This is a genomic window from Pseudoalteromonas sp. S16_S37, from assembly GCF_014694405.1.
In the GTDB taxonomy this organism is placed as follows: Bacteria; Pseudomonadota; Gammaproteobacteria; order Enterobacterales; family Alteromonadaceae; genus Pseudoalteromonas.
Map to the genome: position 1 here is coordinate 115,602 of NZ_JAAUWV010000002.1, position 13,625 is coordinate 129,226.

At 39.0% G+C, this 13,625-nt stretch carries 12 protein-coding genes; all 12 read right to left on the bottom strand.

Annotation, left to right across the window (positions count from 1 at the left end):
- Position 1 precedes the first annotated feature (1 nt).
- Entirely contained in the window at positions 2–394 is a 393-nt protein-coding gene (locus HC733_RS01520; protein ID WP_190363295.1) for a WxcM-like domain-containing protein, read from the bottom strand.
- Entirely contained in the window at positions 391–1,266 is an 876-nt protein-coding gene (gene rfbA, locus HC733_RS01525) for a glucose-1-phosphate thymidylyltransferase RfbA (protein ID WP_190363296.1), read from the bottom strand. The genes HC733_RS01520 and rfbA overlap by 4 nt, the downstream gene beginning before the upstream one ends.
- On the bottom strand, positions 1,267–2,331 hold the full coding sequence (gene rfbB / locus HC733_RS01530; RefSeq protein ID WP_190363297.1) for a dTDP-glucose 4,6-dehydratase: 1,065 nt from the start codon (positions 2,329–2,331) through the stop codon (positions 1,267–1,269). It lies immediately after the preceding gene.
- A 12-nt stretch (positions 2,332–2,343) separates the two neighbouring features.
- Positions 2,344–3,075, bottom strand: a complete 732-nt coding sequence (locus tag HC733_RS01535) for a WecB/TagA/CpsF family glycosyltransferase (RefSeq protein ID WP_190363298.1) — start codon at positions 3,073–3,075, stop codon at positions 2,344–2,346.
- A complete protein-coding gene (locus tag HC733_RS01540; RefSeq protein ID WP_190363299.1) occupies positions 3,056–3,997 on the bottom strand; it encodes a glycosyltransferase family 2 protein in 942 nt (313 codons plus the stop codon). The genes HC733_RS01535 and HC733_RS01540 overlap by 20 nt, the downstream gene beginning before the upstream one ends.
- Positions 3,998–4,320: 323 nt before the next feature.
- The gene (locus HC733_RS01545; protein WP_190363300.1) at positions 4,321–5,262 is read right to left on the bottom strand and encodes a glycosyltransferase; all 942 of its coding nucleotides are present in this window, start codon (positions 5,260–5,262) and stop codon (positions 4,321–4,323) included.
- Positions 5,263–5,523: 261 nt separating this feature from the next.
- Positions 5,524–6,936, bottom strand: a complete 1,413-nt coding sequence (locus tag HC733_RS01550) for an oligosaccharide flippase family protein (RefSeq protein ID WP_274602006.1) — start codon at positions 6,934–6,936, stop codon at positions 5,524–5,526.
- Complete coding sequence (locus tag HC733_RS01555) at positions 6,933–7,967, bottom strand: TDP-N-acetylfucosamine:lipid II N-acetylfucosaminyltransferase (RefSeq protein ID WP_190363302.1); 1,035 nt, start codon at positions 7,965–7,967, stop codon at positions 6,933–6,935. Before HC733_RS01555 ends, HC733_RS01550 begins: the two co-directional genes overlap by 4 nt.
- Before the next feature lie 2 nt (positions 7,968–7,969).
- The gene (locus HC733_RS01560) at positions 7,970–8,539 is read right to left on the bottom strand and encodes an acyltransferase (protein WP_190363303.1); all 570 of its coding nucleotides are present in this window, start codon (positions 8,537–8,539) and stop codon (positions 7,970–7,972) included.
- Complete coding sequence (locus HC733_RS01565; RefSeq protein ID WP_190363304.1) at positions 8,536–9,630, bottom strand: DegT/DnrJ/EryC1/StrS family aminotransferase; 1,095 nt, start codon at positions 9,628–9,630, stop codon at positions 8,536–8,538. Before HC733_RS01565 ends, HC733_RS01560 begins: the two co-directional genes overlap by 4 nt.
- A 186-nt stretch (positions 9,631–9,816) precedes the next feature.
- Positions 9,817–11,178, bottom strand: a complete 1,362-nt coding sequence (locus tag HC733_RS01570) for a hypothetical protein (protein ID WP_190363305.1) — start codon at positions 11,176–11,178, stop codon at positions 9,817–9,819.
- Positions 11,179–11,559: 381 nt separating this feature from the next.
- Entirely contained in the window at positions 11,560–13,623 is a 2,064-nt protein-coding gene (locus HC733_RS01575; protein WP_190363306.1) for a secretin N-terminal domain-containing protein, read from the bottom strand.
- Between the last annotated feature and the right edge of the window lie 2 nt (positions 13,624–13,625).

A 13,625-nucleotide genomic window follows, 5' to 3' on the forward strand; every position in this document is an offset into this window, starting at 1 on the left:
TTCATTTTATCCAATTCAAAAACTCGTCATAATCACGAAGGTAGTCAGACTCATCATACACATCGCTAGCTAACACCATTAATACGCAATCTGGCGTGAAGTTATGCATTTCCCGCCAAACAACGCCATTGATCAGGATCCCTTTTTCAGGCGAGTCTAGGCGAATCGTTTGCTTAGTTACACCATCATCTAGTAGTAGGTCACAGGCACCCGACGCGGCAAAAATCACTTGCTGTAAGTTCTTGTGGGCATGAAAGCCTCTAGAAACATCCGGTTTTGTGCCATAGATATAGTAAATACGCTGAATACTGAACGGAATCTCTTGATTGACTTCCAATGCAATCAGCGAGCCTCGTTCATCACCCCGAGGTTTAAACTCAATTTGCTTTATCACTTTACTGCAGCCTTTACGAGTGAACCCAAATATTTGCCGTAGTCATTTTTGTGCATTAAATCAGCACGAGCTTGCAAAGCATCTTTAGTCAACCAACCTTGCTTCCATGCTATTTCTTCAAGACAAGCTACTTTTAAGCCTTGACGTCTTTCTAAGGTTTGTACAAAGTGACTTGCTTCTAATAAACTATCGTGAGTGCCAGTATCGAGCCAAGCAAAGCCTCTTCCAAGCACTTCAACATCCAGCAAACCTCGCTTTAGATATTCGTTGTTGACGCACGTGATCTCAAGCTCACCTCGACTTGACGGTGCTATTGTTTTAGCTATTTCAACAACAGAATTATCGTAAAAATATAAACCTGTCACAGCATAGTTTGATTTAGGACTTTGTGGTTTTTCTTCGATAGAAAGCGCTTTAAAATTATTATCGAATTCAACGACACCAAAGCGCTCAGGATCGCCGACTTGATAACCAAAGACCGTCGCGCCATTTGTTTTACTCGCGGCGTTTAATAACTTTGGTGTAAACCCTTGTCCATAGAAAATATTATCTCCGAGTACCAAACACACCGAATCATCGCCAATAAACTCTTCACCAATGATAAAAGCTTGGGCCAAACCGTCAGGGTTAGGTTGCTGCGCGTAGCTAATATTTATACCAAACTGGCTGCCATCTTCTAAAATTCGTTCAAAACCCGCTGCATCCTCTGGCGTTGTTATAACTAACACATCCTTAATGCCTGCTAGCATAAGCACTGATAGCGGATAGTAAACCATTGGCTTATCGTAAATCGGTAACAGCTGCTTTGAAACACCTTGGGTAATAGGATATAGCCTCGTTCCCGAACCACCAGCTAAGATAATGCCTTTCATTTATTGTCCCTGCCCTAACCGTTCTCTTTGGTAAGAACCATCCAACACTCTGCTCCACCAAGATTGATTTGTTAAAAACCACTCAACTGTTTTCTTTAAGCCGGATTCGAAAGTTTCCTCAGGCTTCCACCCAAGCTCTCTCTCTAACTTACTCGCATCAATAGCGTAACGTAAGTCATGGCCAGGTCTGTCTGCAACAAATGTAATTAGCTCTTTGTAGTGACCAATACCTTTAGGTAAATTCGGTTGCAACTCTTGTAGTAACTCACAAATCGTTGTTACCACCTCAAGATTAGTCTTTTCATTGAGCCCACCTATGTTATAGGTTTCCCCCAGCTGACCTTGTGTTGCAACAAGAACAAGCGCTTTTGCATGATCTTCAACATACAACCAATCTCGGATCTGCTGTCCATCGCCATATACAGGTAAAGGCTTACCCTCAAGTGCATTGAGTATCATTAAAGGAATAAGCTTTTCAGGAAAATGATACGGACCATAGTTATTAGAACAGTTTGTTATTACTGTAGGCAGGCCATAAGTTCTATGCCAAGCACGAACTAGGTGGTCGCTTGAGGCCTTAGATGCAGAATACGGTGAGCTAGGATCATAGGCTGTATTTTCTGTAAACAACTCACCGCTATCAGCCAAATCACCATATACCTCATCAGTTGAGATATGATGAAATCTAAATGCTTGCTTCTTCTCATCACTCAGCTGATTAAAGTGCATTCGTGCAGCTTCTAATAACGTATAAGTTCCAATGATATTGGTTTGGATAAAATCACTTGGACCATCAATTGAGCGGTCGACATGGCTTTCAGCAGCAAGGTGCATAACTATATCGGGTTGATACTCAGAAAAAATACGCTGCATCGATGCCAAAGAGCAAATATCAGCCTGCTCAAAAGTATATCGCTCACTTGCAGACACGCTTTCAAGTGATTCTAAATTACCCGCATAAGTTAACTTATCAACATTAATTACTTCATGCTCAGTAGCATTTACGATAGTCCTTACAACAGCTGAGCCTATAAATCCAGCACCGCCTGTTACCATAATTTTCATATAAAACCTTTATTACTCGCTGGTCTTTTTAAACAAATCGACAAAAAAGACGCCAAAAAATTGTGGATACTGCTTTAATAGTCGTTTTAGTACATATGAGCTATCAAAAACTCGGTACAACCATCTTAAATGGAATTTATCTATCCAAGCCGGATAATAATGCAACTTACTAGATGTCTGGTGTAAAAAGCCACCACACGTGTACACTTGCTTTACGCATCCTTGTTTAGCTTTAAGTTTTACGGCAAATTCATCTTGCTTTGGCGTACCTAGCCCACAAATAACATACTCAGCTCCAGAGGTCGCTATACGCGAGAACACATCCTCTTCTGAATCAAAATAACCATGTTCATAACCAACTATATTCATATTTGGATAGTTATTTCTGAATATAGCAATGGTTTTTTCTATCTCTTCTGCTTTTGCGCCTATAAAGTAAACTTTTAGTTTATGTTCATCAGCTTTTTCTAAGAAAGTTTTAGCAAAAGAGCTCATATCAAAACTATTACGCGGCACCGTTCGCCCTAGAAATAATGAGAACAACTTGGCTGACGATATAGCGTCAGTATGAATTGCATCAATGTGCTTGGTTAATTCATGTTTATCTCTAAGCAAAAGATAAGAATAGGGGTTAACGAAAGTAATTACTTCCGTTTCTTTACTCATATTCTCACGATGAATTGCATGCTCAAGTTGACTTGCAATATCAGGGCTTTGTTTAATTTTATCTAAAAGTACGTGCATATCGGAAAAACCGTGAAATAAGAGAAGTAGGCAGTAACAACAATGTAAATGCGATCAGTCTGTATTTGTCCCAAATTAAGTACTCGTTACCTTTTAAAATAGAGAAAGCGACCTGTTTATGACCTTTCATCAAATTTTTTCTTACGCAGCTCATAACAGAGAGGTGTAACAAATAACGAATACTACTCACAAAGCGCTGTGGCGTATTTTTTTCTTTGGCTAAGGCGTCAAAAAAATAAATATGAGGAGATAACTCTATACTTTCTGGCGCTGTTGATTGCGTTGAATCAGACTTTGATGCATTTAGGTCATAAACAACCAAATATTCTGGCGAGTAGAATAAATGCATTTGACAAGCAAGGCGGCCCCAAACGACTTGATCTTCACCCAGTTTAACACCAACAGGAAACATACCAACAAGCTTAAGTGCTTCAGTTTTAATGCAGACAGAAGATGACGTTATTGGCAAGTCTGCGTTACAACAAGCTAAAAAATAGTCTTTAACTTCTGCTGGCTGACTTGGCAAATGTGCATTCTTCGCTGGTTGTAGTTCGTCACCATTGTAAAACTGATAAGCAGTAAAAAATACAGAGCCTTCAGGGTTGCTTCGGTACAGTGATTCTATCGTCTCAAGAAATTGCGGTAACCAGTAATCATCGGCGTCTAAAAACGCAATAAACTCACCTGAAGCCTCGAGAATTCCAGAGTTCCTAGCTTGAGATACTCCTAGATTTTTGGGATGCTTAATTAAGCGAACTTTATCACCAAATAAGCGTTCTACCACCTCAACTCCATCATCGGAAGAGCCATCGTCGATGACAATAACCTCAAGCGGTTGTTTTGTCTGCGCAAAAATAGACTCCAGCGCTCTAGATACAAACCTAGCTTTATTGTACAAAGGTATGACTACTGATATTTTCATTGATTTTACGCTCTACAAATAATGTAGATACTCACCCTTTGCTACTATCAAAATACTCTCCAAGCTAAGCAGTTATCGACCCGTGTTACTGGTTGATTTTGCGAACACGCAATTATAGGGCATTTCACTTTAGTTTGGTACTGCTAGAAGTGTACTTATTTGTAAACAAACTTAGGGAAGCGAAAATTTGATGTGCTTAATTTATGACTGTAGCACTTTAGGTTTAAATCATCATATTGAGCAATGAGTTACTGTCCACATCCCTTAACATGAGACATGTTTAATTAGAGTTTTCTGTAATATCAGAAACTGATATGACAACGCTATTTACCATGCACTTTCTCATAAACTGGCTTTTGTCGATTAAACAAGCCATTAATTTTACCGATTTGACGTACAACCAAGAGCCTTCCTTTCATTTTTTTACCTGCATAATTACTAGGTAATAAGGAAATAATAGAACCAAAGATTAGTGCCAGTACTATTTTGCTCAGCTCAACTGTCATACGTTTAAAAGTAGCATGATGCAACACGATAATGCGCATCTCAGCGGCTCCAATCCTAAACGCTCGTTCAAGAGCCCATCCTTTAGTTACTCGAGACTCACTAAATAACTCGTGAGAGATTGCTTGATGTGCAATCCCGAATTTTATCCCCTGAGTTTTTAATCTTGTGAAATATTCTTTGTCACCACCACCATAGATAGAATAAAACGGATCAAATCGCTGCTGGTTAAAGTCGAAATACACACTCTTATGTAGCAGTACACTACCTGTACTTTCTAGTAAGTCTATTTCTATTGTTTCCCTGTGCTGCTTCGGAAAGTAGATAGGAAGCTCAGTCGTCCAACTTGGTGGCTCTCCTTCAAACTCCGCAAGCACAATACCGCCTATGACCTCACACCCTAACTTCTTTTGTGCTTCGACCAATGCTTGTAGCCAATTCGTCTCTACCCACTCATCGTCATCAACCATAACAAGATAGTCAGCTTTATGTACATTAAAAGCACTATCAAGTAGTGCATTCCTAACGAATGAAATACCTCGTTGCTCAACTTTAATTGTATATAGAGGAAGAGCGTAATGAGGTTTAATTGACGTAACAACATTAAACCCAGCCAACTCGTTGCAGTCATTTTCAGCAACGACAATGGAAACCGCCAGACCAGATACATCCAAATGTAAAATAGAATTAAGGATTTTTGTTAAGCCCTCTGGCCGTTTATAAGTTGGAATACCAATTACTATCTTAGGAAATTCGTTCACTTAGATCCCTTTTTAAAACAACCAAACAAGCCATTAACATTGTATTTCCCATTAAAACAGCTCTATTTAAGACCATAGAATAACTCGCCTCCGCACTAAAACTGCAACTTACTATATGTTGACCATTTCTCGTCAGTGAACTGACAACTCTTCTAACACGATAGAATTCGACTCTTATTACCATGACGAGGCTTACGTAAAAACCAATCAAATTTTTTCCCCCCGCATCGAACTATTCAAAATTCAAGCAAGAGCAAAGACCTATAGTCTGTTTTGTAAATAGCCGTAAAATCGTAACGAAATGAATACTATGAGTGCACTGTTAACACCCAAAAATACGCTAATCTCTATCAAAATCGGTACATCAATAAACACCCCAAAAAAGCAAACTCCCATTAGCGAGCAAGATGACAATAGCAAAATAAAAATTGGGGGTTTAAAAAAATCAATCATACCTAAACCGATACTTGGCTTTATCAAAAAGTACCAATGGACTATGAGAATAAAACCCTGCAATAAAAGCAACGAGGTTAACATGAAGGTCAATCCAATTGGCGCTGTAACAGTAATTACGATAATACGCAACGTCGTGACAGCTAAGTTCCAATAAAATGATCGTCTCACAGCCCCAACAGCTTGTAATAGGCTGCCACAGGGATTGATGATCGACATGATTAAATAAGTAAATGCGAACAAACTGGCAATTAAATGATACTGTGCCCAATTATCCCCAAGAACCACAGATAGCAGTAGTTCCGAGAAGTAAGCAACCCCAAGATACAAAGGGATATTTATCATACATAGCAATAACAACGCATTCTTATAATAAGTGCTTATCTCATTCTCTGGTGCTTTAACTAAAATAGGAAATAATACACGACTCGCCACTGGATTAATTAATTGCAACATTGGCTTACCAATGAGATCTTTTAGATAGCTGTATATCCCCAGAACCTCTTTACCAAGTAATTTTAGTACAATCAGCTGGTCAAACTGACGGCTAAAAAGACCAATCATACTCTCTAACATCTGGTAGCAGCCGTATTTAATTGGCTCTTTTAGTTCCTTTTCTCTAGGTAGTGATATGCCAATGGATGACGATTGAATAATTAAGCACAGAAAAAAAACAACGCCAGCTTGTACTAATTGACCATAAATAGCACTACTTACCCCCTTACCACTCCAAAGCAAGATACAAATTGTAATAAAGCAAAGTAGCTGTGATGATATTTCTATTAACGCAATCTTATTAAACTCTAACTCTTTTTGTAATAGTGCAATTGGTTGAGCTGTACATATTCTAATAAAGATGATAGCAACTATTAATAAAGAAAACTGCTCTAAGTCAGGTAAACCAAAAAACAATCCCAGCCAGGAAGAAAGACTCAGACTAACAACCGAAATAACCGTTCCCACAATCAACCCGAAGGTATATAACTGATATTTTATTTGTTTACTTAAGGAGTCAAAAAAAATCACTGCATTAGATAAACCACCATCACCAATAACTTGAGAAAAGCTGACAAAAATACTAATAAAAGCCAACAAACCTAGAGATTCAGCAGGTAAAGCTCTTGCCAAAATAATAAACTGAAGCAACTGTAATGCAGTCTTGATTACCGTGTTGATAGCACTCCATGAAATACTTCTGAATATGGGTAAGGGAGTACTCATTTCCCAGCTAACTCCATAAACATTTTATTCCACTTAGGAAGTAATGCTTGTTCCGTAAAGTTTTCACTCATCAACCTTTGGTTTTCTTCATCCGTTCTCTGAGCTAGTTCATTCAGCATATTAAAGGAGAAGCTATCCAAATCTGTAAAATCAAAAAGATTAAAGCCTATTTCTTTTAAGGCTTTATAGGAAGTTGTATGTGAGTTTAAAAATATTGGTTTTCCCATCATCAACATTGCATATACAGCATATAACCCTTGCTGTCTATCATGTGCAAATATAAGCATATCGGCACTACTCAATAGCTCATCATAGTGTTGTTTGTGAAGCATATTGATAATCGGTTTAAAACGTTCCGCAAATAACAGCTTTCCAATTTGAATTACTTTTTCAATGTAGTCAGCATCGCCCCCATAGTTAAGTGGGACTATCAATTCACATTTAAGCCCCTTTACTAAAGCAAGCTTTTCGAATATCGCAATATGATTGTTACTTGGCGCTCCAGAGTTACCAACCACTATTTTTAGCCTAGAAGAGGTTAAAGCTTTCTGATTACAGTAAGAAAAGTCGATCAATGGATAGGGTAAAACTTTGCTTTTTTTTACACCTAAAAAGCGCTCTAATAGCTTCGCATCACCATGGTTTAAGGAGTAGACATGGTGAAACTTTTTTAATACTAGGCTATGAATAAAACGATTTATTCTACCTTTTAGAGAGAGCTTTGTGTTATAACGATACAACTCAGCCCCCCAAATAATGCAAACAGAATCAGCTAGTCGGCGAAAACCCATCAAGTTTCGAATCAAATTTGGATCAAATAGACCATGAAACACAAACCTTGCTGAATCATTACAATTGCGCAGCATGTCTAAGAGCTCTCTATTAGTTCCGTATTCACGAAAACCAGCCTTAGAGCCAAGCCCTTCACCTGGCACCCAAAATTGCTGTTCTATTCCCTTGGCTGCATCAATGCAAAACTTTCTCATTGGTAAATAGTGATGTGGTGACGCTGAAAAAATATGAATAAGCATAGCTATTGTTGTTCAAGTTGCTTTTGCAAACTAAGTAAGTTTTTTTTACGATCTTTGATTTTTTTTGCTGGCGTCCCCGCAACTACCGTAAATGCATTTACATCCTTAGTCACTAAACTCAACGCTCCAACTGCCCCGCCCTGATAAATGGTAACGTCGGGCAGTACAACAGCCCCAGAACCAATAATGCAATGCTCTGATATATAAACAGGCCCATGTTTGACATTAGTATACTCCGCAGGAACCATAGGATTCGTCATATACTCGCCGCTATAATCATCGGAACTCGAATAAATACTGACCCGAGATGATATATTTGCATAGTTACATAACGTTATCTTCTGCGCGCCTATTAGGCTTGAAAAAACAGCAATGTGAACAAAGTTTCCTATTTCAATTCCTTTCGCTCCAGCAGATAGAACACAAAAGTCATCAATTCTAACGTGATCACCTAACACTATTCTCTCAATGCCATAAAATGACGCTTTGCGTGATATTAAACAACGCTGACCAACTTGCTTAAACCCTAAAGAGCTTAATTCAGAATCACTATAGTGAGGACTATTTTTCATACTTTTTGTCGGAAGTTTGTAAGTATAGATTTAACAATATTACAGATAATGCCTACGTCTTCAAAACTCAAATCATAATACATAGGTAAGCATAAAATACGTGAGGAAATAGAGCGAGCATTTGGCATTGCCACAGATTTTGCATAAGTATCTAGGTCGCTTAGACAAGGGTAAAAATAACGCCTTGTCTGGATACCATTATCTTCCAATTTTTGTTTTAAATACAAAAGCTCATCCTGATTTTTGAGTAATGTTGGCATGTAAGCACCATTAAACTCTGCGCCGATTGCATGCTCTTGCAAATCGACATACTCAGTTAACTGCTTTATATATTCTTGTTGTAACGCCCTACGATGTGACATGATAAGGTCAACGCTTTCAAACACACTCAAGCCCATTGCTGCGTGCATTTCACTCATTTTAGCATTCGTGCCAACTAACACGGGAAGCTGAGACTGGTTTTGCCCAAAGTTAATGATTTTTTTTGCTTTTTCAAAATCAGCTTGATGCTTAAATATAATCGCGCCACCTTCAACCGAGTGAAACATTTTTGTTGCATGTAGGCTTAATGTTGCACAGTCACCAAAGTTAAGCAGTGATTGACCTTGGTACTCACTGCCAAAACAGTGGGCGGCATCATAAATCACTTTTAAGTTATATTTTTCGGCCAAACTTTGTATTGCATTTACATCACACGGATTACCAAACACATGAACAGGAACAAGTGAGTCAGCCCATTCTAAGTCTTGCTCTTTTACTTTTTTGGGATCTAAATTAAATGTTTTGTCACATACATCGCTAAAGCGCATTTGTATATTTTGCAACCGCAGCGCACCAGATGTTGCTGCAAATGTAAAAGGGGTAGTAATGGTTTTAGTAATACTCATAGTTTGGTATGCAACATGTAATGCTAGGGTACCATTAGCAACCAACAACAAATGCTCTACACCTAAATATCCTTTTAATTTCTCAGTGAGCATTTCGACGCAGGGGCCATTGTTGGTAAGCCAATTGCGCTGGAATATATCAGATATGTGTGATTGATAATGCAAAAGATCAGGGAGAAAAGGTTTTACTATTGGGTATTTCACATTCCGCTCAGCGTTTTATTACAACCGTAATAGTTTACATAAGCGCAGCCACTTTAGAAAGTATATTAGTATTTAAATAAAAGTTAGTACCTAGAAACTTGTGTCCTTACGGCATGAAAACTATTAGCTGCGTAAAAGTAAAAAAGCGAGCCATAGGCTCGCTTTTCAAACTTTATTAAAGCAATATTAGTTAACTTTAACGCGGTCTTTGTCAGCTTTGCTGTAGTAAATAGTGCTAACGTCGATGTTAGAAGCTGGTGCGTTTGTAGTGATACGAACGCCAGCATAACCAGTTACTGAGTTTTCTTTAGCTAGTGCATCAACAGCAGCAGATACGTCAGTTACTGTGTATTTACTAGCAGTACCTACTTTCTTAGCAGCAACCATTTTGCCACCAGCGAAGATTTCAGCCATGATGTCGCCTTCAACAGTACCATTGTTAGTTACTGTGATTGCGCGAGCGAAATCTTCTTGGAAAGGTACAAATTCTGAGTACTCAGAATCACCGTTTAGTGACCAAGTTGAAACTAATGCTTTGTCAGCAACTGTAGTCGCTTTAGAAGTGCCTTCTTTAACAACAGCTGTAAAGGTGATTGACTGAGGTGCAGTTAAAGCTACACGCTTAGCCGCAGCAGGCATTACAAAGTTGATTGTTTTACCAGTAAGAGCAGTTGCGCCTTTAAGCGTAGCTGTGTTACCAGAAACTGTGAACTTGTCAGTTGCAGCTGCACCAACATTGATTGAATCAACACCAGTGAAATCACCGTTTAGAGTTAGTTCAAAGTTGTCATCAGCAATCGCTTGAATCCAACCAGCTACTGAGTTATCAGTGAATGTGAAGGTAGGAGCTGGAACCTGTTCAACTCCACCAGCATTCTTAACGAAACCTGTACGAAGCTGAGCAACGTCAACAGTACCGTTAGCTGCTGTAGGTGTAAGTTTGAACTGTTGAGCACCAACAAATGCAGTAGCTGTATTCGCAGCTGTAGTTGCCGCTGAGTCGATAACGATACCTGTTGATGTCTTAGCTGTCGCTGTGATATCTGCTTTTGCTTTGTCAGCTAAATCAGCTAGCTTAATGCTTACACCAATAGTGCTTGAACCATTAGCTGCACCCGCTGCACGAAGTTGGTAGAATTTACCTACAGTTGTTGTGCCAGTTGCTGTAACACGGAAGCTAAGCTCGTTTGCTGTTGCATTCAAGAAACCGAATGTTGCAGATGGAGCAGCAATAACTACATTTGTACCGTTAACTGCGTTTACTTCAACTAATGTATAGTTAGTATCTGCAAACTCTGAACCGCTGATGTTAAATGTAACAGTGTCACCAACTGTGTATTGAGCATTTAACGAAAGAGTAACGTTAGTGTCAGCATAAACAGATCCGGTGTTAGCAACCATACCTTCAACAGATATATTTGCAGTAGTAGTAGTTACAGCACCAGGTGCAGCAGCCGTACCAGCAGTTGTCGAAATCGAAGTAGTAACTGCTAAAGCAGATGTAGAAGCACCAACCATAGCTAGCGCTAGTAGAGATTTTTTGAACATGTTTTCCATTCTCCAAAGTTTCATGAAACGGGAACAATAAACGTTCCTATTTTTCTTTTATTTGATCATTCAGTTAGGCCGTCACCTAAGTGACATTCCGATCAAATCCATGCTTAGTCTAAACATTGTTAGTGCATTGTCAAGCAGTTAACTATGCAAAAACTAAGCGTTAACTCTATTATAAGAGGCTCTAAGAGCCTTGCAAAAAAAAACATCAAAAAAATCAATACCGTAAATTCATTATGATGAGTTAAGGCGTTGATTTTTTAATCGTTTTCAATTGTTAAAAAACGTAATTTTAGATGGTTACATAACTTAATAATAATAAGTTAGACTAGTCATATGTCAATATTGTGACTATCTAAGACATTATTTCCACACTTAATTCTGAGTTTTTTCATCAAAATCTAGGCTGGTTAAGTTTTGTTGAAATGCGTCCATCACACCCTGCCACTGCTCTGAAGCTTCAACAATACGAGGCGTAACCATAACCACAAGCTCCGTTTTTGACTTGGTATCTTTTTTACCATCAAATAAACGGCCAATAATCGGCAAGTCAGAGAAAAATGGAACGCCGGTATCGGTAATGCTGTTATTTTGGCTAATCAAGCCACCGAGCATAATAGTTTGGCCATCCGCCGCTATCACTTCCGTTTTTATTTTACGTTTAAAAATGGTTGGCTGCCCTTGGGTTGAGTCATCGCCTGAAGCATCATTGCTGATCTCCTGCTCAATCTCCATTAAGATAACACCTTGCGCATTCACTGTCGGTGTCACATTAAGGTCAATACCTGTTTCACGATACACCACCGAGGTTCTAGACCCATTTACAGGGTCGGTAACAATTTCACCCGTAGTCGGAATTTCATCTCCAACAGCAATACTGGCTTCCACGCCATCACGCACTGAAATAGTGGGGCGAGACAACACATTCACATTTTGGTTTTTTTCAAATAATTGAATATCCAGCTTGCCAGTCAAACCTTCTAATACATAATTTAGACCACTGGCTGTATTACCACCGATATTGTAGTAGCCCGTTTGCCCCGTTCGGTTATTCGCTAAAGCAAACTTTACGCCTTGACTAAATTCATCAGTTAACGATACTTCAGCTATTAACACCTCTAATACAACTTGCTTAGGCATTACATCTAGCCTTTTTACAAGCGGGAGAATATTGCGATAATCTGCCCCTGAGGTATGAAAAATAATCGCATTTGAGCGCTCATCTACCACCATACGTAAATTTTGGTTGTTCACCGAAATATTTGCGTTCACGTTGTTTGTCGTTGTACTTCTTTGCTCTTGCGTTTCATTACTGACCGATGTTGAGCGGTTTAATCCTGAATTGCTTCCTCCACCCAACAAGTTTTGTAAGCTTAGCCCCAAGTCTACTGCACGTGCAAACTCAGGTTCAAAAATAAAATATTGTTTTTCATTACTGTCAGCTGGCTGATCTAGTTGCTGAGACCAAAATGCCACACGTTGTAAAAATGCATCGTTATTAGTGAAAAAAACCAAGCTATTAGTTCTTTCTATTGTGACCATACTCACAGCCTGTTCTGTAGAGCCAGAACTATTACTTGTGATACCTTCTTGCTTTAAAAGCTCGCCAAGTTTTTGACTAAGCTCTTTGGCGGGCATAAATACCGATTTATACATACCAATATGACGGTCACGAAAAGCTGGTTTATCCATCATTTGCATAAACTCTAGCGCTCTAACCACCTCAGCACGTTTCCCTTTGAACATAATGGCATGTTGATCAAATAAAGGTTGTGCATCTACATTCGTCATTTGCCTAATCGTATTAGCCAATGGCGTTTGCATGCCACTTTTAAACGGCGCGAGATGTATGATGGTATTTGCCGTATTTGGTACATCTGCTACCTTGTTGCCATAGCCATAAACAACATTTCCGCCTGTTGCGTTCTCAGATGGATGAATATAAAAAACATCATCTTGCTGGCGAATTACAATACCGCGCTCGGTAAGTAAGTCTTGGCTTATCGAAAATAGTCGGCGTTTGCTCAGCTGTTCTTTTAAATTAATGGTAATCGCATCATCGCTGCTCGTAATCGCATCACCAATAATGTAATTAACACCCAACAGGTCACCAAATACATAATGGAGATAGTCTTTTACTTTCAAGCTATCTGCAGTCAGTTTTACTTGCTCAGTATCACTGAACTGATGTGATAAATTTGGCTGAGTCGTTTGGGTAACTTTACCATCGGGTAATGCTGGCAGATATACTAACTCATTAGACTTAGACTCAGCTTGGGCTTCTTCTTTGGTCTGCGTCTGAGAGTCGTTAGCCACCTTTAGTTGATTACTTTTTTGTAAGTACGAACCATTTACTGCAACAGAGTTTGGCACTGAATTACATGCCGACAGTCCTGCTGTGACAATAAAACCGAGTAAGATTTTTTGAGCTTGTTTCATAG